The sequence below is a fragment of the Flavobacterium praedii genome, assembly GCF_026810365.1.
Classification (GTDB): domain Bacteria; phylum Bacteroidota; class Bacteroidia; order Flavobacteriales; family Flavobacteriaceae; genus Flavobacterium; species Flavobacterium praedii.
Window position 1 is genome coordinate 50,002 of the sequence record NZ_CP113948.1, and the last position, 25,418, is coordinate 75,419.

At 32.7% G+C, this 25,418-nt stretch carries 24 protein-coding genes; 10 read left to right on the forward strand and 14 right to left on the reverse strand.

Translation table 11 applies throughout. The annotated features are described in order from the left end of the window. Positions 1–51 precede the first annotated feature (51 nt). On the forward strand, positions 52–774 hold the full coding sequence (locus OYT91_RS00260) for a hypothetical protein (RefSeq protein ID WP_269223594.1): 723 nt from the start codon (positions 52–54) through the stop codon (positions 772–774). Positions 775–777: 3 nt separating this feature from the next. Here OYT91_RS00260 and OYT91_RS00265 read toward each other — a convergent pair whose 3' ends face one another. The 5 genes from OYT91_RS00265 to OYT91_RS00285 all read right to left on the reverse strand — a co-directional run bounded on the left by OYT91_RS00265 (position 778) and on the right by OYT91_RS00285 (position 6,855). Further along, a complete protein-coding gene (locus OYT91_RS00265; RefSeq protein WP_269223593.1) occupies positions 778–1,479 on the reverse strand; it encodes a DUF2971 domain-containing protein in 702 nt (233 codons plus the stop codon). Positions 1,480–1,551: 72 nt separating this feature from the next. After that, positions 1,552–3,378, reverse strand: coding sequence for an ABC transporter ATP-binding protein (locus OYT91_RS00270; RefSeq protein ID WP_281239031.1), 1,827 nt, complete (start codon positions 3,376–3,378; stop codon positions 1,552–1,554). Then, the gene (locus OYT91_RS00275) at positions 3,378–5,105 is read right to left on the reverse strand and encodes a phospho-sugar mutase (RefSeq protein WP_281239032.1); all 1,728 of its coding nucleotides are present in this window, start codon (positions 5,103–5,105) and stop codon (positions 3,378–3,380) included. Before OYT91_RS00275 ends, OYT91_RS00270 begins: the two co-directional genes overlap by 1 nt. 254 nt (positions 5,106–5,359) lie before the next feature. Then, a complete protein-coding gene (locus tag OYT91_RS00280) occupies positions 5,360–6,316 on the reverse strand; it encodes a glycosyltransferase family 2 protein (RefSeq protein WP_281239033.1) in 957 nt (318 codons plus the stop codon). Further along, positions 6,316–6,855 carry a DUF4199 domain-containing protein gene (locus tag OYT91_RS00285; RefSeq protein ID WP_269223590.1) on the reverse strand — a complete coding sequence of 180 codons (540 nt, stop codon included), beginning with the start codon at positions 6,853–6,855 and terminating at the stop codon, positions 6,316–6,318. Before OYT91_RS00285 ends, OYT91_RS00280 begins: the two co-directional genes overlap by 1 nt. Positions 6,856–7,092: 237 nt before the next feature. Between OYT91_RS00285 and OYT91_RS00290 the strand changes: the two genes are divergently transcribed. From OYT91_RS00290 to OYT91_RS00300, 3 genes are all read left to right on the forward strand, one after another. Continuing rightward, positions 7,093–7,344 (forward strand): type B 50S ribosomal protein L31, encoded by a 252-nt coding sequence (locus OYT91_RS00290; protein ID WP_144256329.1) that lies wholly within the window; start codon positions 7,093–7,095, stop codon positions 7,342–7,344. 171 nt (positions 7,345–7,515) lie between these two features. Continuing rightward, complete coding sequence (locus tag OYT91_RS00295) at positions 7,516–8,691, forward strand: GlmU family protein (protein ID WP_269223589.1); 1,176 nt, start codon at positions 7,516–7,518, stop codon at positions 8,689–8,691. 211 nt (positions 8,692–8,902) lie between these two features. Beyond that, on the forward strand, positions 8,903–10,537 hold the full coding sequence (locus tag OYT91_RS00300) for an ABC-F family ATP-binding cassette domain-containing protein (protein ID WP_281239034.1): 1,635 nt from the start codon (positions 8,903–8,905) through the stop codon (positions 10,535–10,537). Between the two features lie 59 nt (positions 10,538–10,596). On the opposite strand, the gene OYT91_RS00305 is transcribed toward OYT91_RS00300, so the two are convergent. From OYT91_RS00305 to OYT91_RS00320, 4 genes are all read right to left on the reverse strand, one after another. Further along, entirely contained in the window at positions 10,597–11,691 is a 1,095-nt protein-coding gene (locus tag OYT91_RS00305; protein ID WP_348651438.1) for an ABC transporter permease, read from the reverse strand. A gap of 68 nt (positions 11,692–11,759) precedes the next feature. After that, positions 11,760–12,713 (reverse strand): HlyD family secretion protein, encoded by a 954-nt coding sequence (locus OYT91_RS00310; RefSeq protein ID WP_281239036.1) that lies wholly within the window; start codon positions 12,711–12,713, stop codon positions 11,760–11,762. Between the two features lie 10 nt (positions 12,714–12,723). After that, positions 12,724–14,103, reverse strand: coding sequence for a TolC family protein (locus tag OYT91_RS00315; protein WP_269223585.1), 1,380 nt, complete (start codon positions 14,101–14,103; stop codon positions 12,724–12,726). Between the two features lie 123 nt (positions 14,104–14,226). Further along, positions 14,227–15,057 carry a DUF5692 family protein gene (locus tag OYT91_RS00320; protein ID WP_269223584.1) on the reverse strand — a complete coding sequence of 277 codons (831 nt, stop codon included), beginning with the start codon at positions 15,055–15,057 and terminating at the stop codon, positions 14,227–14,229. Between the two features lie 508 nt (positions 15,058–15,565). On the opposite strand from OYT91_RS00320, the gene OYT91_RS00325 reads away from it, so the two are divergent. From OYT91_RS00325 to OYT91_RS00335, 3 genes are all read left to right on the forward strand, one after another. Beyond that, the gene (locus OYT91_RS00325) at positions 15,566–16,903 is read left to right on the forward strand and encodes an amidohydrolase (protein ID WP_281239037.1); all 1,338 of its coding nucleotides are present in this window, start codon (positions 15,566–15,568) and stop codon (positions 16,901–16,903) included. Positions 16,904–16,963: 60 nt separating this feature from the next. Then, on the forward strand, positions 16,964–17,869 hold the full coding sequence (locus tag OYT91_RS00330) for a phospholipase A (protein WP_281239038.1): 906 nt from the start codon (positions 16,964–16,966) through the stop codon (positions 17,867–17,869). Positions 17,870–18,040: 171 nt separating this feature from the next. Beyond that, a complete protein-coding gene (locus OYT91_RS00335) occupies positions 18,041–19,348 on the forward strand; it encodes a dermokine domain-containing protein (protein ID WP_281239039.1) in 1,308 nt (435 codons plus the stop codon). Between the two features lie 66 nt (positions 19,349–19,414). Here the strand turns inward: OYT91_RS00335 and OYT91_RS00340 are convergent, their stop codons facing one another. After that, the gene (locus tag OYT91_RS00340; RefSeq protein WP_281239040.1) at positions 19,415–19,930 is read right to left on the reverse strand and encodes a transposase; all 516 of its coding nucleotides are present in this window, start codon (positions 19,928–19,930) and stop codon (positions 19,415–19,417) included. Between the two features lie 191 nt (positions 19,931–20,121). After that, on the reverse strand, positions 20,122–20,397 hold the full coding sequence (locus tag OYT91_RS00345; RefSeq protein ID WP_281239041.1) for a hypothetical protein: 276 nt from the start codon (positions 20,395–20,397) through the stop codon (positions 20,122–20,124). 656 nt (positions 20,398–21,053) lie between these two features. Between OYT91_RS00345 and OYT91_RS00350 the strand changes: the two genes are divergently transcribed. Continuing rightward, entirely contained in the window at positions 21,054–22,100 is a 1,047-nt protein-coding gene (locus tag OYT91_RS00350; RefSeq protein WP_281239042.1) for a hypothetical protein, read from the forward strand. Positions 22,101–22,220: 120 nt separating this feature from the next. Here OYT91_RS00350 and OYT91_RS00355 read toward each other — a convergent pair whose 3' ends face one another. Then, positions 22,221–22,523: a GNAT family N-acetyltransferase gene (locus OYT91_RS00355; RefSeq protein ID WP_281239043.1), complete on the reverse strand. Its 303-nt coding sequence runs from the start codon at positions 22,521–22,523 to the stop codon at positions 22,221–22,223. A gap of 375 nt (positions 22,524–22,898) precedes the next feature. On the opposite strand from OYT91_RS00355, the gene OYT91_RS00360 reads away from it, so the two are divergent. Then, a complete protein-coding gene (locus tag OYT91_RS00360; protein WP_281239044.1) occupies positions 22,899–23,576 on the forward strand; it encodes an alpha/beta hydrolase family protein in 678 nt (225 codons plus the stop codon). A 42-nt stretch (positions 23,577–23,618) separates the two neighbouring features. Here OYT91_RS00360 and OYT91_RS00365 read toward each other — a convergent pair whose 3' ends face one another. Continuing rightward, a complete protein-coding gene (locus OYT91_RS00365; RefSeq protein ID WP_269223574.1) occupies positions 23,619–24,314 on the reverse strand; it encodes a thioredoxin family protein in 696 nt (231 codons plus the stop codon). A gap of 158 nt (positions 24,315–24,472) precedes the next feature. After that, on the reverse strand, positions 24,473–24,988 hold the full coding sequence (locus tag OYT91_RS00370) for a DUF2892 domain-containing protein (protein ID WP_269223573.1): 516 nt from the start codon (positions 24,986–24,988) through the stop codon (positions 24,473–24,475). Between the two features lie 166 nt (positions 24,989–25,154). On the opposite strand from OYT91_RS00370, the gene rpmH reads away from it, so the two are divergent. Next, positions 25,155–25,316, forward strand: a complete 162-nt coding sequence (gene rpmH, locus OYT91_RS00375) for a 50S ribosomal protein L34 (protein WP_007136275.1) — start codon at positions 25,155–25,157, stop codon at positions 25,314–25,316. Positions 25,317–25,418 lie beyond the last annotated feature (102 nt).

Consider the following 25,418-nt stretch of genomic DNA (forward strand, 5'->3'; position numbering starts at 1 on the left):
CATTTTTAAAAATGATTACATTTGAGTTTATTTTTTAATATTAAAATTATTATGAGAATATCGTATTTTGCCTTTGTTGGAATATCGCTTTTATTTTTAGCAAGTTGTAAAGAAGAATCTGAAAAGCCTAAAGTGACTTACGATGCTTCAAAAGTTGGGAGAGAATTAACTAAAGCCGATTCGACTCAAATCAAAATTGCCGATTTGCCCATTCAAATGCAAGGAACAGACTATTTGATTCATCCAGTAGGAGATTTGAGCGTATATGAAAAAGGATCCAAAAATAAATACGGTTCTTCTAGTGTAAATGATTTGAGTTTCACTATATCAAATGCATCCGAGTATGAAATTACAGGATATTTGCAAAATCTTAAATTTCAAAAAATTGGTTCCGATTCTATTAGAGCATTAACAGATGAGCCAATTTTAATTCAAACAGCTACTTATTTAAAAACAGTTTCGGATAAAATCAATAAGCAAATTATGGTTTATACGATGTGTGATATGGATACCAATAAAGATGGAAAACTTGATGTAAGTGATATTACAACTTTGTATTTAAGTAAAATTAGTGGGGGAAAATTGACCAAAGTTTCAGCTGATTTTCAAGAATTGATCGATTGGAACTTAATAGAATCACAAAACCGTTTGTATTTTAGAACAGTAGAGGACACCAATAAAAATGGGAAGTTTGACAGCAAAGATGTACTTCATTACAATTATATCGATTTGGCAAAAAATGATTGGAAAGTGGAAACATACAATCCGATTTAACTCTTAAATCAATATGTCACTTTCTAAATCTGATTTTTCAATTTCAAAATCAAATCCTAGTTGTTTTACCAATTGAATTACTAAGTTTTTGTACCAATTCTCGGATTTGGGATGTATATAAATTTTTTCTATCAGTTGACTGATATTTACATTTATTTTTAAACCATCATTCAATTTGATGTTGCTGTCTGCTACGTCTGTAATGATGCGTACTTCGCGTTCGTATTGAAAACTTTTTCGTTTGAATAAAAAAGGGAAAAACATATCATCAAACGGAATGTATTCTTTTTTGTAGTCGATATAATTGACTTCACCAATATATTGTTTGTAATTTTTTTCGGGAACCAAAGCCTCTTGAAGCCTTTTTACGGTAGATTGTATGGCCAATCCTTCGCTGTTTTGGGTAAAAATTTGCCACATGGCAAACGATTCATATTCATTGATGTGCCAACTGCTAATGGCTACTTTCTCCCGATGGGTTTTGTAATAATTTAAGAAATCAGGATTGTTTATCGAAAGTTTTTTGATTTCCTCAAATGTAGGTTCGCTAAAAGTGCCTTCGTATTGGTCTTCAAATTTATCAGATCGAGACATGAATAATTTTTGCGAAAGCAATAAATCCAAAAACTTCGACAAGTCCAGATATTTCCATACAATGGTATCTGGATCTTGTGGAAGTTTTATGTTAGGATTGTTAAGGTACATTTTATGGGTATAAATTAAAAGGTTAAAAGGTTTAAAGTTTAGTTTTTGTTAAACTTTTTAAACTAATCTATGCTATTCAAACGACTGCATCGTTACCAATTTGTTATAAGTACCATTCAAAGCAATAAGTTCGTCGTGTTTTCCTTGCTCTACTATTTCTCCTTTTTGCATAACTACAATCAAATCGGCCTTTTGAATGGTTGAAAGGCGATGTGCAATTACAATAGAAGTTCTGTTTTGCATCATATTTTCTAGTGCCACTTGAACGAATTTTTCACTTTCGGTATCTAGTGCCGATGTTGCTTCATCCAAAATCATAATAGGTGGATTTTTTAAAACAGCACGAGCTATAGAAAGTCTTTGTTTTTGACCTCCAGAAAGTTTATTCCCGCTGTCACCAATGTTTGTGTAAATGCCTTTTGGTAAATCGTTCACAAATTCATAGGCATTGGCTATTTTCAGAGCCTCTATAATTTCTTCATCAGTTGCATCTAGTTTTCCTAGTGAAATATTTTCTTTTATAGTATCATTGAATAAAATGCTATCTTGTGTAACCAATCCCATCAAACTACGAAGTGATTGCAAATTGAAATCTTTAATGGCAATACCGTCAATTGCAATACTTCCCTCATTTACATCATAAAAACGCGTCAATAAATTGGCAATTGTACTTTTTCCACTTCCGGATTGCCCCACAAGTGCAACAGTTTGTCCTTTTTTTACGGTAAGTGAAAAATTCTTCAATACATTTTCTTCTTCATAACTGAAGTTAATATTTTGGATAGCAATTTGTGAATCGAAAGTAGTCTTTTCTACAGCATTCAATTTACTGGTAATTGTATTTTCTTGATCCAAGATCTCTAAAACTCGCTCAGCGGCTGCGTTCCCTCTTTTGATGGCGTAGGATGCTTTTGAAATAGATTTAGCCGGAGTCAGAATGTTGTATGCCAGTCCCATATAGGCAATAAAGGATGCTCCGTTTAATGTTTTTTCTATTAAGACCATGTGTCCTCCGTACCATAGTAATATAGCAATAACCATAATTCCCATAAACTCACTGGCTGGAGAAGCTAGGTTTTGGCGATTACCTATGCTATTTGATAATGTAAAAAAACGTTGTGTTGACTCTTGAAAAACACGGTTGAAGTAGTTTTCTGAGTTATAACCTTTTACTACTTTTAGTCCTCCCAATGTTTCTTCGATAGTTGATAAAAAGACACCTTGTTCTTCTTGTGCCTTAGTTGACTTCTTTTTTAATTGTTTTCCAATAAGGGAAATAACATATCCTGAAACTGGGATAAAAATAAACACAAAAAGAGTCAATTGTACACTGATAGTAACCATTGTAATTAGGGTAAAAACAATCGTCAAAGGCTCCTTTACAATCAGTTCAAGAATGGATAAAAATGAAGTTTGAACCTCATTAACATCTCCTGAAATTCTAGCGATTACGTCTCCTTTTCTTTTTTCGGAGTAAAAAGCCAATGGTAATTCAATAGTCTTTTTGTACATGGCATTTCGCATATCTTTCAATACTCCATTTCGTAAAAAAGTAATAAAAAACATGGCTAAATAATCAGATAAGTTTTTTAATAAAAAGATAGAAATGATGATAATGACCATTATGCTTAATGTTCGTCCTACTCCAAAAGTATCGGTTGTGTGTGTAATATAATAACTTAAATAATCTTCACCATACTTTTTAACTTCCCAAATACCTTTGTAAACTGGCATTGTCGTATTTCTTTTGGTTTGGTCGAATAAAACTTGCATCATCGGAATCAACGAAACAAAAGAAAGTGTGCTAAAAAGTGCATACAAAACATTAAAAAAAATGTTCAGGTAAGCATACTTTTTATAAGGAATTACAAAAGGGAATATTCTTTTAAAATTGTTCATTAGTTCAATTGCATTGCAATAATTATGTTTTTAATCTTTTCGTTCAACACTTCTTCTACTCTTGTGAAATCGGCAACGCTTTCTAATTGGGTGTTTACGCTGATGTAAAATTTAATTTTAGGCTCAGTTCCACTTGGTCTGGCACATATTTTAGAACCGTCTTCTGTATAGTAAATCAATACATCAGATTTTGGCATATCCATCGTTTCTTCTTCACCTGTAAAAAGGTTTTTGGCTATTGATGATTTGTAGTCTTCCATCATAACCACTCTTTCTCCATTGATTTCTTTCAAAGGATTTTCACGTAAATCAACCATCATTTGATTGATTTCGGCCAATCCTTCCATGCCTTTTTTAGTAATAGAAACCAAATGCTCTTTGTAGAAACCAAAATCTACATAATATTGCAACAAAGTATTGTAAACAGAGCTGCCTTTAGCTTTGGCTTGAGCCGCTATTTCGCAAACTAATAATGTAGCTGCAACAGCATCTTTATCGCGAACAGCATCACCAACCATGTATCCAAAACTCTCTTCTCCACCACCAATAAATTCCAGTTCAGGAAAATCTTTGATCATTTTGGCAATCCATTTAAAGCCTGTTAATCCCACTTTGCATTCTACGCCATAAGCAGTTGCTAATTCCATTATCATTGGAGTAGAAACAATAGTAGAACCCACAAATTGTTGGCCGTTTATTTTGTCCGCTTTTTTCCATTGTTCCAATAGGAAAGCCGTCATCAAAATCATCGTTTGGTTTCCGTTCAACAAAATCATTTTGCCTTCGTTGTTTCGAACAGCAACTCCCAAACGGTCACAATCTGGATCAGTACCCACAACAATATCAGCGTTCAATTTGTCTGCCAAAGCCAGTGCCATAGTCAATGCTTCTGGCTCTTCTGGATTCGGAGATTTTACCGTTGGGAAATTTCCATCTGGTTTGGCTTGCTCTGGAACGATGTTCACATTCGTATAACCCGCTTTTTCCAAAGTTGCTGGTACAGCCGTAATCGAAGTCCCGTGCAAAGAAGTAAACACAATATTTAAGTTGTCTTTGGCTTCCTGTGGAGTGTTGAAACTTGCATTTTCTACAGACGATTTTACAAAAGCTTCGTCAATTTCAGTGTCTATGTATTGAATCAAACTTTCGTCTGCCGAAAATTTAATTTCGTTGTAATTCAAATTCTCTATAACATTAATGATAGCAGCATCTTGAGGAGGAACAATTTGTCCGCCATCTTCCCAATATACTTTGTAACCATTATATTCTGGTGGATTGTGTGAAGCAGTAAGTACAATTCCACATTGACAACCTAAATGTTTAAGTGCAAAAGATAATTCTGGTGTAGGTCTCAAATCCGAAAATAAATACACTTGAATCCCATTCGCAGAGAAAACATCAGCAACCACTTTGGCTAAGGATTGACTATTATGACGGCAATCAAAAGCAATTACAACTTTCAAAGCCTGTCCTGGAAAAACAGTATGTAAATAATTAGAAAGTCCTTGAGTGTTTTTTCCAAGGGTATATTTGTTGATTCGGTTGTTTCCAACCCCCATTACACCGCGCATACCGCCTGTTCCAAATTCTAAATTTTTATAAAAACTCTCTTCCAATTCTTTTGGAGAAGTCGTCATTAATTCTTTAACGGCTACTTGTGTTTCATTGTCAAACGTTGGAGTCAACCATTCGTTTACTGCGTCTAAAATGTTTTGTGCTATGTGCATTATATATTTAGTTTAAAATTGTTATTCTATTTTGTCAAGGAAAGTATATAAGCTTTATTAGGAGCTATTTCCTGCTATCCGCTATATCTTTTCTTGTGTCGTTAGAAAAAAACGACACAAGAAAAGGATGCCGCTCCTATCAGGGCTAGATTCGTAAAGCGAAATATTAAGTTCTTATAATTATTTTTTTAATTTTAATATAGGATAAGCAAATTGCTTTTTGGGAGTTCTATTTGTTATATCAAGAAAAAAAATTAAAAATTCACTTCACTAGAAACTTTGTAACGTTCCTCATTGTTCTTGGTTCTCAAAATAATTTCACCCAGAAATCCTGCCAAAAATAATTGCGTTCCCAAAACCATTGTTGTCAATGCAATATAAAACCAAGGATTGGTGGTGACTAGATTGTAATGCATCCCCATATACATATGGTACAGTTTCGAAACTCCAATATATCCAGCCAATAAAAAACCAATGATAAACATTAAAGATCCAATGGCACCAAATAAATGCATCGGTCTTTTTCCAAATCGGGAAAGAAACCAAATCGTAATTAAATCCAAGAAACCATTTATGAAACGTTCGATTCCAAATTTGGTTTCTCCATATTTTCTCGCTTGATGTTGTACTACTTTTTCTCCGATTTTTCCAAAACCAGCATTTTTCGCCAAAACAGGAATGTATCGGTGCATTTCGCCAGATACTTCAATGTTTTTTACAACAACATTTTTATAAGCTTTAAGGCCACAATTAAAATCATTCAATTCCACTCCAGATGTTTTTCTGGCCGCCCAATTGAATAATTTCGATGGAAGATTTTTGGCTACAACTGAGTCGTAACGTTTCTTTTTCCAACCCGAAACCAAATCGTATTTTTCGGTTGTAATCATTTCGTACAAACCTGGTATTTCGTCAGGGCTGTCTTGCAAGTCGGCATCCATCGTGATAATGACATCGCCTTTTGCCTTAGCGAAACCAGCATGTAAAGCTTGTGATTTTCCAAAGTTTTTCATGAATCGAATCCCTTTTACATTTGGATTCTCAGTGGCAAATCCTTCTATAATATTCCAAGATTCATCAGTACTTCCGTCATCCAGAAAAATGATCTCGTAACTATAATTGTTCGATTTCATGATAGAAATGATCCAAGTGTACAACTCTTGTAGTGATTCCTCTTCGTTTAGAAGCGGTATGAGTATAGATAAATTCATTATTTGTATTCTTGTGGTGTAGATTTACTTTTGAAGAAGGCTGCTATAATTAAACCAATTATAGCGCAAAAAAAGAGATAAAAAACTGAGCCTTTCAATTGTTCAACAATTGAGAATGGATCACTTTCTTTTAGTTTTGAAATTGTTTCATTCATTGCAGAGGCAGGAACTCCAAATTTTTCAGAAGTACTAATCAGGTATTTTATTGTTAAATCCAAAAGGGTGTCTTTTACGGAAGGATCTATAAAATTAATTAAAATGATTTTGAAAGCAATAGAAATAAGTATCCCAATTGCTGCAGCAATGAAGTAGCTAGTGAATGCTTCTTTGTAGGGTAAAACACCATTTAACTCTTTTTTTGCTTTAGAAAGCGAAATAATAGGTACAATAATAATAACAGAAAAACTTAATAATGTAGTCCACCAAGCAATAAATAATTCTAAGTTAATTGCATACATGGAAGCAGTAATCAAACAAAGAATTACACCAGTTATTACTCCATAAGTTATTCCGTTTCTTTTTATAATTTCATTTACCATTGTAGTTGTTTTTTATTAATCTACAAATATAACAATTCCCAATATAATGGCACGTATAAATTGATTTTTACATCAATATAAAAAAAGTGGCTCAATGGTTTGTATATTGAAAAATAAGTGTAAATTTGCAAACTCAAAATAATATTGTAAAACAAAAAGTTATAATGTGTTTATACCTTTTCTGTTAGAAGAAAAGCTTCAAGACAAGTTATAATTAACAAATAAAAAAGATTCAAGATGAAAAAAGGTGTACACCCAGAAAATTACAGATTAGTTGCTTTTAAAGACATGTCAAATGAAGATGTTTTTATCACTAAATCTACTGCTGATACTAGAGAAACGATAGTTGTTGATGGTGTTGAATATCCAGTTGTAAAAATGGAGATTTCTAGAACTTCTCACCCTTTTTACACAGGTAAATCTAAACTTATCGATACAGCAGGACGTATTGATAAATTCAAAACTAAATACGCTAAACACGTTAAATAATTTTAACTGGTTTCAAATACATCAAAAGCCTCGCAAATTGCGGGGCTTTTTTTATGGAATTTTGACTCAGATTCTTTACGTGTGGGATTCCTTACTTTCGTAAACATTTAAAAATAGTTGTAACTTTGCAGTGATAACCAAATCACATTTTAACAATTTATAATTTAATTTATGAACTACATACTTTTTGACGGTCCCGCTCGAAATGCCTTGTTGCCCTTTACCTTCACTCGTCCTGTCGCCGATATACTTATTGGTATTATGACGATTCGTCAAAAATGGGAGATGCATTTGGGATCTACCACAACAACAGTTACCGAAGAATATTTGTCAGAGAAATATCCGATGGTAGAATTGGAAGAAAATGTTATGATTAATGCCTCTTATCTGCCAAATGCTGTTCTGGTCGAAATGGTTAGTAATCTTGGACCTAATCAAGCTATTTTTAGGGGAGATGATGTTATTGCTTTTTATACCAATGATGAACAAGAATCAGTTGACTTTGATACATATGAGATTTTGGAATACAATGAAGATTGTATCACTATAGAGCATACTTGGGATATTTTTTCTAAAAATGACGCTGCTATCCGAGAGGATTTTGAATTTTTAACTCAGGATAGAAAATCACAGCCCATCCCAAAAAGTGTTAATGTGATTTCACCTTCAACTATTTTTATAGAAGAAGGGGCCAAGTTGGAGTTTGTAACTTTAAACGCTTCTGAAGGGCCAATATATATAGGTAAAGATTCGGAAATTATGGAGGGTTCTATCATTCGCGGTCCATTTGCTTTATGCGAAAATGCACAAGTAAAAATGGGTGCCAAAGTGTATGGAGCAACAACTGTAGGGCCTTATTCCAGAATTGGTGGGGAGGTAAAAAATGCGGTTCTTTTTGCGTATTCTAATAAAGGTCATGATGGATTTCTTGGAGATTCGGTCTTAGGAGAATGGTGTAACATTGGAGCAGATAGTAATAACTCCAATTTAAAAAATAATTACGAAGAAGTAAAATTGTGGAGTTATGAAACCGAAGGATTTGCCAAAACTGGTCTTCAGTTCTGTGGTTTGATGATGGGAGACCATAGTAAATGCGGTATCAATACTATGTTCAATACTGGGACAGTAGTAGGGGTGAGCGCCAATATTTTTGGAAGCGGTTTTCCTCGAAATTTTGTACCTAGTTTTTCTTGGGGTGGAGCGGCAGGATTTACCACTTATGTAACTAAAAAAGCTTTTGAAACAGCAAGATTAGTAATGAGCCGCAGGAATATTGATTTTGATGAAAAAGAAGCTGCAATCTTGGAACATATTTTTGAGGAATCAAAAAAATGGAGAAAAGAATAGTGGGATAAATTTTCTTAAATTATAACCTTATTTTAATTCGATAATTTGCATAGTTCCTTATGTGAATTATCGAATTTTATTTTAATGAAATCTTAGCGGTACAAGAATTTAATTGTGTTGCTCAATTCTTTATTTAATCTATCTTTGCACCTTTTAATTTATTGAGGATGGAAACTTCAAAATTCTAACCTCTAACTTCTAACTTTTTATAATGATTACAATTAACGATATTTCGGTTCATTTTGGGGGAACAACTCTTTTTAGTGATGTTTCTTTTGCTATAAATGAGAATGATAAAATTGCCCTTATGGGTAAAAATGGGGCGGGTAAATCTACACTTTTAAAGATTATTGCTGGACAAAGTAAACCTTCGACAGGAAATGTTTCGGCACCGAAAGATGCTGTTGTGGCTTATTTGCCTCAGCATTTGTTGACTACAGATGGTGCCACGGTAATGGAGGAAACATCAAAAGCGTTTGGTGAAATTTTTAGCATGAAAGCCGAAATCGACGAAATCAATGAACAATTGACCATTCGTACTGATTATGAAAGTGATGCCTATATGAAATTAATCGAAAGAGTTTCAGACTTAAGTGAGAAATTCTATGCGATTGAAGAAGTGAATTATGAAGCCGAAGTAGAGAAAATTCTAATCGGTTTGGGTTTTGAAAGAGAGGATTTCACACGTCAGACTTCTGAATTTTCTGGGGGTTGGAGAATGCGAATCGAATTGGCTAAGATTCTATTGCGAAAACCAGATTTGATTTTGCTGGATGAGCCAACCAATCACATGGATATAGAAAGTATTCAATGGTTGGAAGATTTCTTGATCAATTCTGCCAAAGCAGTAGTGGTGATTTCGCACGATAGGGCTTTTGTAGATAACATTACTAATCGTACCATTGAAGTAACAATGGGGCGTATTTATGATTATAAGGCTAAATATTCCCATTATTTAGAATTGAGAAAAGACCGTCGTATGCACCAACAAAAAGCGTATGATGAGCAACAACGAATGATTGCTGATAACCGCGCTTTTATTGATCGTTTTAAAGGTACTTTTTCTAAAACAGATGCTGTTCAATCTCGTGTTAAGATGTTAGAAAAACTAGTTATTGTACAAGTGGATGAAGTAGATACTTCGGCATTGAAATTGAAATTTCCACCAGCAGTTCGCTCTGGACAATACCCTGTAATTGTAAAAGAAATGTCAAAGTCTTATGGAGATCACGTAGTTTTCAAAGATGCTAATATTGTAATTGAAAGAGGTCAGAAGGTTGCTTTTGTTGGAAAAAATGGAGAAGGAAAGTCAACGATGATCAAAGCTATAATGAAAGAAATTGGCGTTGATAGTGGTTCTGTTGAAATTGGACATAATTCTCAGATTGGATATTTTGCTCAAAACCAAGCGGCGTTGTTAGACGAAAATGCTACTATTTTTGAAACTATTGATGATATAGCAGTGGGTGATGTAAGAACTAAGATCAAAGATATTTTAGGTGCTTTTATGTTTCATGGCGATGATGTGACCAAGAAAGTAAAAGTACTTTCGGGAGGTGAGAAAACCCGTTTGGCGATGATTAAATTATTGTTGGAACCCGTAAATTTATTGATTCTGGATGAGCCTTCGAATCACTTGGATATGAAAACCAAAGATATTATCAAAGACGCTTTACGTGATTTTGATGGAACTTTAATTTTGGTTTCTCACGATCGTGATTTCCTTGATGGATTGGCGACCAAAGTTTTTGAATTTGGTAACAAACGAGTAGTTGAACATTTTGAAGATATTACTGGTTTCTTAGCTCACAAGAAAATGGACAGTATGAAAGAGATTGAAAAATAGATTTATTTTTTCGAAAAATAAACAAAAGGCAAGAGTTTAATTTCTCTTGCCTTTTTTATTTATTGTACACTTTTTAGCACCGATTTTTTCTTAAAATACAAAGCTATATATGCCCAAACGGCACAAACACTTCCTATAATAATCATATTTTTGATGGAATCCCAAGTTTGTGAGAGCGTGCCATTCTCAATAATTAATATTCTAAAAGCTTTCAAAAAATGTGTCAACGGAATTACATTGGCTACACCTTGTACCCAATTGGGCATTTGACTCAACGGCCAGCTGAACCCGCTTAAAATGAAACTAGGTGTCGCGATAACCATTAAAATTTCAGTGGCTTTAAGTTGATTTGGAATTAAGATACTCACTAATATTCCGATGAAAGAAACGGACAACACAAATATCCCCGCCACAAAGGTGAGCTGTAGTAAATTTTCGAAAAAAGAAATTCTGAAATAAAAGGTAAAGAACCAATAGAGAAGCCAAACGCCAAAACTCATAATAAGGTAAGGAATGATTTTTATACTCATCATTTTTAAAACCGAAGGACATTTGTTTACTAAAATTTTAAAAGTTCCATTCTCAAATTCAGAGGCAAAAGATAAGGCTAATGCTAGTAGAATTACTTGTTGCAAAACAGCCGCTAAAACACCAGGCCATAAGTAATATAAGTAATTGCTGCTACGGTTGTTTTTTTTGACAAAAGTAGTTTTAAAAGGTTCATATTCTGACGCTAATAATTTTTCAGGTATGCCTTGCTTGCGTAAGGTCTCCATTTGAACGCCTACTTTTAAGGTGCCTAAACAAACTTGTATAGCATTAGACGAAAAATTGGCAGTTAAAATATTAGCAGTATTAACAATAGTAATGATTTCTGGGTACCGTTTGGTGAGTACCATTTTTTGAAAATCTTTGGGAATAATTACTATGCAATTGGCTTCATTGTCTATTGCAATTTTCGAAAGGTCATTTTTGTCGAATAAAAGCGCTTTGATAGTTATGACTTCATCATCATTAAACATTTCAATAGCTTTTGCACTCATTTCAGATTGATCCATATCAACAACAATAATAGGTAAATCTGTTGCTTTTCCTTTACTGTAAACATATCCTAACAAAATGGCATACAATAAAGGAGCTCCTATAAATAGCATTCGTAAGATTTTATTTTGCCAGAATAATTGAAATTCTCTTTTTAAGAGGGAAAAGAAATTTTGCATAATTATAATGATAAAGTTACAGTTGTTTTCGTAATTAAATCTTTTGTTTCATTTATGTCTAATGGAGAAATTCGCACTTCAAACAAACTTTCTTGTAATTCATAATCGGGATAAGCGGTTGCAATGTTTCCGTATGCACCCAATTGTTTTATTATAGTAATTTTTCCTTTAATTTTTTTATCAGAATTTGGAATGCCAACACTAATTTCTTGCCCTTTTTTGAAACCAGAAAGCTGACTTTCTTGGACTGTAAATCGAAAGTACGTGCTATTGCTTATGTATCCATTAAATAAGGTGTAACCTGGTAAAGCCAACTCTCCCAAGTTAAGGGTTATGGTTTCAATACTCATATCTTGAGGAGCTATAACATAACGTTCTTTATTGGCAGATTCTACTTCTTGCAAAGCGCCGTAGGCTCTATCTTGCTGTCCTAATGCCATCGTTTGTTGTTCAATTCGTGCTCCTTTTCTAGCTTCATCAATTTCTGCTAAAACTGCATTGTATTGGGCTTGGGCTCCTTGATATTTGGCAAAAGTTTCATCAAAAGTTTGCTGAGAAACTAAGGAGTCTTTAAGCATATTACTTAATCTATTGATTGATTTTTGGGCAAATTCATATTGCTCTTTCAATCCCATTTTTTTGGCTTCAAGTTGCTTGATTTGATTGTCTGTAGCTCCTTTGACCGCCATAGAGTACTGCGCTTTTGCACTAATTACGGCACCTTCAGCTTGACTTTTTTTGGCGTCCACTTCTGGAATGTCAAGTATAGCGAGAGTGTCTCCTTTTTTAACAAGATCACCTTCTTTTACCAATATTTTAATTATTTTGCCAGGAATCTTACTAACTATTGCAATTTGTTCATTTTCTACTTTTCCTTGTAAAAGGCTATTGTTTTTTGGCTTGCTACAGCTTAATACAATCAATGTCAGGAACAGTATGGTGATAGCTCTTTTCATATTTTAATTATTATTTAGATAATTTTTTAGACAATTCCCCAGTGGTTATAATCGTTTCAATTGCGGCTAAACGTTCTTCTATTAGGGTGTTTAATTTGGTAGTAGATACTTTGAAAGAGTCATTTTCGGCTTCTAATAATTCAGAAACATTGATAAGTCCTTCTTTGTATTGTTTGGAAGCCAAGTTTAAATTGTTTTTGGCAACTTTTTCTTGCTGGTTAGAGATTTCAATTTTTTTCATTAAAACATCATAATTAACCATATTGTTTTCTAGCAATAACTGTAGTTTTTGTTTGGTGTCGTCAATTTGGTTCTGAACTTTTTCGATATTTAATTTGGCTTCATGTACTTTATGTTCTCTTTCAAAACCCGCAAAAATTTCCCATTTCATTGCAGCGCCAACCATTAACAAAGGTTTTAACGAAAATTCATTTACCCCCAAACTTACAGGTTGGTTTATAATAGGAATAGTTGAAGTAGTTCCTTTCAAATCAAATATACTGGAATAAGTAATACCCCCAAAAGCGCCAACAGTTGGTAGGTAAGTGCCTTTTTCTTTTTTTAATAAATATTCGCTTGCTAATTTGAATGATTCTAAAGCCTTTATTTCTTGTTTGTTGTCGGTGTTTAAATTAGTATCAAAAAGAATATAGGGAACAATTTCGTATTGAACTGCATTAATTTCTGTGTTGGAATAACCCGTTAAGTATTCGATTTTTTTGTAAAGTAGCGCTCGTTTTCCGTTTAATTCAATTCTTTTGGACTCTAATTCCAATAAAGCCAATTTTATTTTATCCCTATCATAAGGAATGGCAAGTCCCAGTTCAATTGCTCTAGAAACTCTTTTGGTTTCGGTATTCAGCCTTTTATCACTGTCATTAATTAGTTTCTCGGTTTCGTTGATTAGTTTTAATTGATCAAAAGTGTTAATTACATCTTTGATTATGGCGTCTTTCTCAGAGTCTTTCAAATAAGCTGTTCCAATGGCTTTTTGTTTGACCGCATTGGCTCCATTGGGTATTTGCATGCCACTAAATAACACACTTTTTGCCATAAGACTGCCAATGAAAAAATTACCCGAGTTGTCAAAGGTTCCTTTATCTTTAAATAATGGGATATTTCCAACGGTTGTACTTGGGAAATCCAATGTCAAGTTGCTATCAAAGTAAGAATAGAGTGCGTAGGCTTCTACTGTTGGGATGTACTTATTGCGAATCCCTTTTTCTTGTAGATTTAGTTTTTCTATTTCTATTGTTGAGTTTTTAAGCGAAATGTTTTTGTCGATTGCTTTGTTTATAGCCTCTTCAAGACTTGTAGAAACTACTATCTGAGAATGTAAATTTGTTACAAGTAAACAAAAAGTGGATAGGAAAATAATTTTCTTATTCATTAAAATTGATTTTTTAACTTTATAAACTTTAGAAAATGCATAACACTAATTAGTATAAATTTAAATAAAAAAGAGAAAAGGAATACAATTATTCTCTTTTTTATTTAAAAATTAGTTGCAGTGTTAATTTACATGTACTTCTTGACCAAAACCAAAGCGTTTGTCTTTGATCATTTTAGAGAAATGTATCCAAGCAAAAGCGGCATTGGCTCCAAAACTAATGATACCTACTATTAACAATAAAGTTTCATTATGCTCAGGCATTATGTAGGTATTTGGATTGTCTACGTAATAGTTGAATGTAAATAGATACATCATCCATGCGCTCAAGGTTATAGCACGCGCTTGCAACCAACTTCCTTTTGTAATAAACAAAGCAGGAACGGTGCACGAAAATAAAACCGCGACATTATAGAAAGTATGTTGTGGTACACAAAAATAGATGTAGGCAAAATTCCAAATATCATAAGCGATGATCCAAAATACAAGCATGTCGGGCCAAATCATATCTTGCGACTTGTCTTTTGTAACATTAATACCAACCCATCCAGATATGGTTATGATCGAAAGGATACCAGCAATTCCGTTAAGATAATGCCAAATGCCACCATTCTCTCCACCAAGTTCAAAATCTCTTAAGACCGCTTCAAGGATGTTTACTCCTAATATCAAAGCGGGTAAAAAAAGAATGTTTTTGTTCGATGCGCCAGATTTAGAGTATCTTATATAGGCAAAAATGAGTACGCCAGCAATTGCAGAGTACACTTTAGCCCAGTGGAACCAAGTATTAATAGTTGCATCGGGATGATCACCTGCGGTGGGCCAAACCGTAAAAGTTAACACTCCAGCAATACCTACAAAAACAATTATTGAAAGCCACTTTGACCTTCTGAAGACTTCGTTTAGGATTAATAATCCTAAAAAAATTGAAACAACATGAATGATTTTTTCCATAAGATTGGTTTTTTAAGTTGTTAATAAATATAATTTTAACAATTATATTTCTATAAATTTACTTTTTTATTTTGTCTTAATTTGTTTATTAACAGTTGTTTATGCTTTTTTGTAAAACTTCTTAAAGCTAGAGTAAATTTTATAATGCCTATCAAAAGTTTTAATATTGTTTTAAATAGAAACAAAAGCTATAATGTCAATATTGTTTTTCAATAAATCATTTTAACCAACGGCTGAAAATATATTTAAAGCATTTCATAGTTTAAACACTTGTTAATATTTAAATCTTTATAAGTATCTCACTGGTTAATTGTTTTTTATTATTTGTAGATTTAACAAATATTGATTTTGTAATTTTCAATCTATAAAGATTTTCCAAAACCTATTGGCATAAAATAAGAGTTTAAATATAACTTGATAATTTGTTCGAATATTTAATTAATTGACTGGTTTTAATATAGAAACTACTTAAATCGTGTAAAAAAATGATTCAAAAATCTAGAATAAAATGAAACAGCATCAAACATTTTCTTTGGTACTTTTTATTTTTTTGATAAAAATAACTGGGGTTTTCGGTCAATCAAATTCCTCCAATCAAGATTTAAATAAAATAGTAGATACCGATACTGAGCGACTGGTAGGAATGTTTGAAGATATTCATTCAAATCCGGAATTAGGATTCATGGAGGTAAGAACTGCTGCTATTGTCGCTAAAGAATTAAAAGCTTTGGGATTTGAGGTTAAAACTGGAATTGGTAAAACAGGCGTAGTTGGTATTTTGAAAAATGGAAATGGACCTGTCGTTATGTATCGCGCTGATATGGATTGTAATTCCGTTCAAGAAACTACGGTAATCGCATACGCAAACAATAAACTAGTAAAAAACAGAGCAGGTGAAGATGTACCTGCAATGCATGCCTGCGGACATGATGCGCATACGACTTGGATGTTGGGTGTCGCTAAAGCTATGGTGGTTTTAAAGAAATCATGGAGTGGAACTTTAGTAATGGTTGGGCAACCCGCAGAAGAATTGGGTGAAGGAGCAGAAGCTATGATTAATGATAAAATGTATGAGAAAGGAGTTCCTATACCCGATTATTTATTTGGAATGCACACAGCTCCTTTTCCTGTAGGTATAATTTCAAATGGAAGTGGAAAAAGAATGGCTGGAATGGATATTCTAGATGTTACATTTTATGGAATTGGCGGTCATGGATCTTCTCCTCACGTTGCAAAAGACCCAATTTTGATGGGAGCAGCTGCCGTAATTGAATATCAAACTATAATAAGTCGGGGCATTGATCCACAAAACGCAGCTGTGATAACTGTAGGTTCTTTTCAATCGGGTATAGATAATAATGTAATTCCTGGTTCGGCATTGTTAAAATTAAATCTACGTTGGTTTAATGAACAAGACCGTAACGTTATGATAAACGGAATTAAACGAATAAATGAGAGCATTGCCTTTGCCTATGATTTGCCTAAAGAATTGTATCCAACGCTAACTATGAAAGGAATGGCGTTTCCATTGGTAAACAATGAAGTAATGGTAAACAAGGTAAATAAAGCATTAGAAGCAGTTATTGCCCCAGACAAAAACATCAAAAATATTCCCGCAGTTATGGGTTCAGAAGATTTTCACCATTTGGTTATACACAATCCAAAACCAATATATGACTATATGTTGGTTGGTATCGCCAATAAAGAAGCGTCAGAAAAGGCTACTAAAGAAGGCAAAATGTTTCCATTTTTTAATCACAATAGCAATTTTGAAGTAGATTTGAGTGCAATCCCATTGGGTGTTACTCTTGGTACAACCGCTTTATTGGAAATTTTCAAAAAGTAGAAGGCTCCTAGAATGGGAGTGATTTTTTATTTTTAGTGTTTTGTACGTAAATAAAATTATATGATAAAACAGTTCAATTTTTCGAATTTTTGTCTCTTTTTAGCATTATTGTTTTTTTTAGCCGTGAATGGGCAATCTAGTTTGTTTTCTAATAAGTCTAGACGTTTTCAAACACTTACCCAAATTTGGGAATTGGAACCCGATACTCAAAACGGCACTTTTTTACTTTCAAAATACAAACCCATTTACGTTTTGCCTTTCCGATATTCATCAGACCCAAATGAACTTCCCTACAATTCTGGAACTGAAGTTTCTGTAGATAAATATGTAAAATTAAATAAAGTAGAAGCTAAATTTCAATTAAGTTTTAAAGTCAAAATAGCACAAGATATTTTGTTTGGAAAAGCAGATTTATGGATGGCTTATACACAAAAATCCTATTGGCAAATTTTCAACAAAGAATTTTCAAGACCTTTTAGAGAAACCAATTATGAGCCAGAACTTATTTTGAATGTCCCTGCCAAATTTAATTTTTTGGGTCTTCATGGAAGAATGTTTGGAATAGCTTTAAACCATCAATCCAATGGAAGAACAGAAACACTTACAAGAAGTTGGAATAGAATAATTGGATTTGTAGCTTTTGAAGATAAAAATTGGAGTTTGATTGTTAGATCATGGTATGCCGTTGAAATTCAAGAAAATTCAAATATAAAAGATTTTACAGGAAGAGGAGATGCTACTTTTGTGTATGTTTTAAACAAAAACATTCTTACAGCTCATGGTCAGCATTCTTTAAGAACAGGTGAGTTTAATAATGGAAGCATTCAATTGGATTGGGGATTTCCTATTCAGGGGAATCTAAGAGGGCATTTTCAATTTTTTCATGGTTATGGAGATGCTTTAATTGATCATGATTATAAACAAATTATTTTTGGAATTGGAGTTTCTTTTGCTGAGTTGCTTTGATGTGTTGGTTTGTTGTTTTTTTTTTTTCGATTTTTTCGATTTTTTTGTTAAAAAAATCGAATATAACTATCCATAATTCAGGTTATTTCGTTTTTGTAATTAAACTTTTGTTGTTTTTTTATATCTTAGTGTAATATTGTATTATATCAATGAATAATTTATACAGAAATCATGAAAAAAAATATAATTTATTTAGCTTTAATCTTGTTCAGCTTTGTTGGATATGCTGGATATTCGCAAACCAGTGAAGAGCCAGAAGCTTTGGGTTTGCCAGGGGATAATTTAAATTTATATGCGGTTTTAGATGTTTTTCAAAAATCGAAAACACTCGAGGAATTTGAAAAATCTATTAATTTGGAAGAAAATAAAATCAATAATCTTGACTTAAATAATGATAATAATGCGGATTATATTCAGGTGTCAAGCGAAAAAAAAGGAGATACTTTTTTTGTACTGCTGCAAGTATCTGTTAGTGGGTCTGAAAAACAAGATGTTGCTGTAATTGAAGTAGATAAGAATAAAAATGGGCAAATTACAGTCCAAGTAATTGGAGATGAGGAGTTGTATGGTAAGGATTATATAGTTGAGCCTTCTCAAAACGATACAATTGGAGGAACTATAAATCCGGGGTATTCAGAAAGTGGAACAACTGTAATTAATAATAATACAACCAATAACTATACAACCAATAACGAAAGAGTAGGGCCGTCTATTAGTGCATGGCCTGTCGTGGTATTTTTATTTTCCCCTTTGTTTGTGACATGGCGTTCTCCTTGGTATTGGGGACATTACCCGTCGTATTGGAGACCTTGGCGCCCTGTTTTTTATCGTAGTTATTGTGGGTATCATAGGAATTTTTATGGAAGTCATTATTATCGAAGATCGGTCTATTTGCGAACACCTTATTATCGAAATTATTATGGTAATAGAAGGACCTATTCAAATCTTGTTAGGACAAACAGGATGAATAATATGTACAAACGAACTTACGAAGGAAGGGTCTATAAAAAGCCTATTTCACCAGTTGTTCGGCCAGGATCGTCATCTAATCGCTATCCAACAGTGACAAGACCAGGATCGTCATCTAATCGCTATCCAACAGTGACAAGACCGGGATCGTCATCTAGTCGCTATCCAACGGTGACAAGACCAGGATCGTCATCTAATCGCTATCCAACAGTGACAAGACCAGGATCGTCATCTAATGGTTCTCCAACAGTGGCAAGACCAGGATCGTCATCTAATGGTTCTCCAACAATGACGAGGCCAGGAAATTCTAACAATATGCCTTCTACTTATCCTTCAACTAGACCAGTCAATAGACCCGCATCAACTTGGCCAACGTCAAGACCGTCAACAAATCCAGTTTCATGGCCAAGTTCTCAACAAGCAACACGACCTGTTGCACGACCTGTTGCACGACCTGTTGCACGACCTTCAGGGATGAGTAGGTCAACTATGCGAGGCAGTCGAAATTAATATAACACAAAAAAAAACTGACTTAAAGTTAGGAGTGGTCGGAAGAAATTCCGGCCACTTTACGTTTTAAAGACTTTGGCAGGATCCCCACCCGAAAGTATAATCAGTATTTATCGTAATAAGCTCTCTTAATTCCATAACAAACCTTCTTTTGGCTGTTTTGTAGCTTAGGTTATTTGCTTTTTTGTAAATTAAGGCCAGCATCGCTACAATTAGAGTCATATGAATCATGACTTCCATTCCATTTTTACTGAGAGATAGAATATGACTGACATTGAGTTCTTGTTTGATAAATCTGATGAAGACTTCAATATCCCATTTTCTTCTATAATAATCTGCAACTTCCTTAGTAGTAAGTTCAAAATTATTGGTGATGAACCAAAATATTTTTTCGGGTTGCTCATTATTTTTTACTATCACCAGTCTGAATTGGTTTTCAATTTTTTCTTCCTTATGCTTTATGTTTCCTTGTTTATTTATTATTGGGAGGCCTGTATCCAGAATAATAATACTGTCTATTATTAGCAAATTTACACCAATATCTAAATCCTGATTTTCCTTGATTAGAGATTCTATCTCCACGTGTTTACGATTTCCCTGACTCTAATAACAAATTTGATATTCTTTTTGGAAAACTCTTTCATGGTCCGGGCTGATTGAACACCCCTGTCAATAATATAAATACTAAGATGCTCAGCATTTTTTTTTACCTGCTTTTAAATAGCCTCAGGAAGTGTATTCTTCTAGGTCACATTGCGCTGGTTATCAAGTGTTTAAATACCTGTTGGAAGAATCCCATCAAAACAAATGTTATGTTTTTCAAGCTTTCTGCCGTTATTCTGATCAATTCCTTCTTTAAGTTTTCCTGCTGTATCTGAAACAATGGTGCTGTCTACTCGAATTAAATTATACTTATCTCTTTCTATTTCATTGTAACTTTCAGAGAAACGATCATACATGTATTCAAAAATCTCCTTAAAATAATGAGAATCAATCTTCGAGAGCCTCTCAGAGATAGAGCTCCTTCTAACAGTTTCTGATTCATCCAAATTAAAAATGGTTTAAAGCCTGAATAGTTATAAGTGTCTTCCAATGTCCGTTGGCTAAGTCTTTCATTGTCTAAAATAGCTTATAGAAGTAGATAAAATACTTTTTTACCATGAAGCACTTTTGAATAGTGATCCACTTCGGTACTTGTAGAGAGATTTGATAGGAGTGCTTCAGGTCTAAAACTTAGCAGCTCACTAACGGATACTTTGTGGTCTTTAAAATTTGTTATGAATTACTGATTTACAGTAATAAATTTATGAAAAACCAATAAAAAATAAGAAAAATAACATTAAATAATTTCAAACGAATATATGAAAATAAGACGCAAAAAAAGTCGGAAGATTTTCTTCCTACTGCTCCTAAATTAAAGTCTGTTTTTTTGTGTTTAAAAATCACTTTTTTTATTCTATGGTTTGTGATTAATTTTTTTAAAGACAGCCATTTTTTATATAAAAACAGCCTGTCTTTAAATGGCGTGATTTTTTTAAAAAATAAAATAGGTTTCGAATGTTTTTTTTAGTGCTGTAGTGTTTAGTTTTTGATTTTTATTGATTTTAAATTTCATATTATGTTAAATTATGGTGAATAAAATAGATTTAAGGTGTTATTTTTGGTATATTGCAATTGATTTTATTTATGTTGTAAAAAAATGAGTATGAAAAATAAAATTTTATCAATTGTGGCTTTGCTAAGCTGTATATTTAGTTTTTCTTCTTTTTCTCAAAATTCTGTAGAACCAGAATCATTGGGTTTGCCAGGCGATAATTTAAATTTATATGCGGTTTTGGATATTTTTCAAAAAGCTGAAACTATAGAGAGTTTTGAAAAATCATTGAATCAAGCCGATACAAAAATCAATAATTTAGATTTAGATAACAATGGAAAAGTAGATTTCATCAAAGTTACCACTAAAAAAGAAGGAGAGAATTTTATGTTTATCCTGCAAGATGAGGTTGGTAAAAATGAAACGCAAGATGTTGCAGTAATTTTTGTAAATAAAGATAGAAACAAAAAAGTTTCCATTCAAGTAGTAGGAGATGAAAATTTGTATGGTAAAGATTATGTTGTAGAACCGATAGTTTCAAGTACCGCAAATCCTGGCTATAAAGGGAATTCAACTGGGACTGCTATCTCAGTAAACGTTGTTAATGTTGCAAGAAGTCCTGTGGTGATTTACTTGTATTCTCCGGTCTATGTTCCATATTATTCTCGGTATTATTATGGATATTATCCTAGGTATTATCGCCCATGGGCTCCTCTATTTTTTAGTGTGTATTATCGTTATCATTACCATTATCACAATCGTTATTATAGGCCATATTATCATCGTTATCCAGCATATTATTCCCGCTATTATTCAGGGCGAAGAACATCAGTTATAGTAATTAATAATACAAGAAATGGTATTTATAGAAGGACTTATAATGGCAATAATTATAAAAAGCCTGCAAGCCCAACGACACGTCCGTCTACTATAACACGACCTACATCGCCATCAACTCGACCTACGTCACCATCAACAACACGACCTACAACGCCGTCAACACGACCTACGTCACCATCAACTACACGACCTACGACACCATCGACTACACGTCCTACAGCGCCGTCAACTCGACCCACTTCGCCGTCGATAACCCGTCCTACAGCGCCGTCAACTCGACCTGTAACTCGTCCGACATCACCGTCGGCACGACCGTAAAATATGCAAACTTCTACACATAACTCAGTTACAAGGCAACCTTTTCAAAGAAACAGATAGGATAGCAAAGTATGATTTTTATAAAAAGAGCCAGTCTAATTCATTAAACAGGCTCTTTTATTATAGGCGAATTCCTGGAGGGAGCAACTCTTTATAGTTTGGATTTTTTTTAAAAAAAACGACTATTTTAGGAAGGATTGGAACGACTTTTAATTTTCTTTCCAGGGCAATTTCCATAATGTTTTTCAGGAAATTAGAAATAAAATCCTCATCATTGTAATTTTCGGGAGCATTAATTTTAGTTAAAAATATTTTTTTTTCTTGAAAAGAATATTCAACAGATACTATTCCGGTTTCTACTTTTGTTTCAAATTGTCTAGCAAAAGCATTGTCTTTAATTTCTAGGTTTATTATAGTTTCCATTTTTAGTATTATTGATGCAAATGATAAGAATTTGCTTGTGGTGGATATAGTAACAGAATTTTATGTAAGCTTTGTGTTGTAAATTGAAACCCTTTAATTTGTATTAGAAATAAGTTTTAGGTGTAAAAAAATCTAATAAAGTGCAAAGGTAATGATTTGATATTCAGTAACAAGTGTTTTTTTGGGTTAAGTTGTGAAACTATATTTTAAAAAAGTCAAAAAAAGTAGCGTGTAAATTATTTTTTATTCCTTGTTGAAACTGGGGGTGTTTATTGAAATAGGAGAGTAAGTATTCTGTAATTAAAAATTAAATGGTTAATTTTAAAAAATAGTATGATAGCAAAGGACTTGCAATGATTAATAATAATTTTGGTTATGAATAAAATTCCAGTTTATTTTATGCCTGGTTTAGCGGCAAGTGTCGCTATTTTTGAAAGAATTAAACTTTCTGAGTCAGAATTTGAAATGTTTTTTTTAGAATGGGAGATTCCGAGGGAAAAAGAGACTTTGTTGGAGTATGCTAAGCGACTCGCAGAAAAGATCAAACATGAAAATCCAATTCTGATAGGTGTTTCTTTTGGAGGTATTTTGGTTCAAGAAATGTCGCGTTTTATCAAAGTGCAAAAAGTGATCATTATTTCGAGTGTAAAAAGTAATTTGGAGTTTCCAAAAAGAATGATAATTGCAAAAAACACTAAGGCTTATAAATTAATTCCTTTACGATTAGTTCAAAATATTGAAAGTCTAGCTAAATTTTCTTTTGGAGAAAAAGTGAATAAAAGATTGAAGTTGTATGAAAAATTTATTTCAATACGAGATCGGTACTACTTGGATTGGTCTATTGAAAAAATTATAATGTGGGATAGGAAAGAGGCAGATCAAAATGTGATTCATATCCACGGCGATGAGGATGATGTTTTTCCTATAAAATATATTAAAAACTGTATTGTTGTAAAAGGGGGTACTCATATAATGATTCTAAACAAGTACAAATGGCTTAATGAAAATTTGCCTAAGATTATTCATGATCAATATATTGCAAATGAAAAATAATAAAGGGTAAGATGGATTTGTAAAATTAATAAATGCCAAGTATTAATTATTGGTGAAACCGTTGTTTTTGGAAATTGCACTTACCAAGTTCTCATTTATATCTTTGCTAAAATAATTGTAGCTGGTAATAATGGCTTCTTTTATTGGGGTTTTTAATTTTACTTTGCTGTCAAAATGTTTGATACTGACTACATTTTTATTTTCATCAATAAACAATGAAGTTGGGAATCCTAATGTATGTTTTATTGTAGCGATTATGTGGGCATCTTTCTCGTAATTTTCATTGGCATAACATACTTTAATGTAATCACTGAATTTATATGCAATGTTTTTTAAGTCATTTTTCTTATCCCAAAAAATAACAATAATTTGCATATCATTTCGATGTTCTTTTGCTAAAATGTTTAATGCTGGAATCTCCCCTTTTGGAATTACAAGCCAAGAAGCGTAGGTTATAATAAAAATAGGTTTGTTGATTCGGTTTGTTTTTACGTTTTTTTCTTTGTAAACTTTTAAATTGAAATCATCAAATTTTGTTCCAACAAGTTTGTTTTTAACCAAAGAATCAAAAAGTCTTTTTCCTTCGTCTATATTTCTTTTGTCATATGCATTATTACTTGCTTTTTTATATGTATTTATATTTCCTTTTATGGCATCAGAAAAATACGTAATAGTATCTTGGCTATACGTTGATGAAAAGACTAATATGAAGAATAAAGTGAGTAATGTCTTATTCATAAAGACCTAAAATTAAATAGTTTAGCAATATATGAATGTTTTTTAGAATTATAGCATTATTCCGATAAATTACTTAAATACCTGTCTAAACGACTTAAAGTTATAAAAAAAACGCCTTAATTTCAAATTAAGGCGTTTAAAATAATAGTAATGAAGATTTATATTTTTTTCATCTGTTCTTTCATCATGATGATTTGATCTTTTAGCATATTTTGCTTGTCTAATTTTTTTGCTTCGTTCAACAATGATGTAGCTTCTAGTTTTCTTCTACGTGTCATCGCCACCCCTGCTAGGTTTAATTTTGCAACAGCCAGATCCATATCCATTGATAATCCCAATTCGATAGCTTTCTTGAAATATTTTTCGGCCTGATTGATATTCGTTTGCGAAAGCATAATTCCGTGTAAGTAATTGAAGTATCCTTGTTGTTTTCTAACTAAAGCTGTCTCAGGATTTTTGATGTAGGCTAGCCATTTTTTGGCACCCTCAAAGTCTTGTTTTCTTAATTTTAGGAAGGCCAATAAGATAAACTCATTTTTAAAATATAAAAAAACTGGTATTCCAGATAATAAAATCAGGAATATTCCGTTACCAATATTGCTTTCAGTGAATTGCCAGATGCTTGTGATTATAATAAGTCCAGCAATAATAAGTTTGATATTTTTATGAAACATAATGTATAAAGATTTAAGTCTGCAAAGATAGTAAAAGGAATTATAAATATTTTTTAAAAACTACTTGCCAGAAAAAAAAGTCTTTGTATATTTGCACTCGGTTTTAGAATAATGGTTATTCAAAAACAAATAGACACTTAATTAAGATTTTTAAACATACAAAGCAATGAGCAAAAGAACGTTTCAACCATCGAAAAGAAAAAGAAGAAATAAGCACGGATTTATGGATAGAATGGCTTCTGCTAATGGAAGAAAAGTTCTAGCGCGTAGAAGAGCTAAAGGAAGACATAAATTGACTGTATCTTGCGAACCAAGACACAAAAAATAATGTTTGCATAAACATCTATAAGGCGTTACTTTTTTTAGTATCGCCTTTTTTTATACCCAAGCGGTACTGCTATTTTTAAGTTTGAAACAAGAGTTTTTTCTA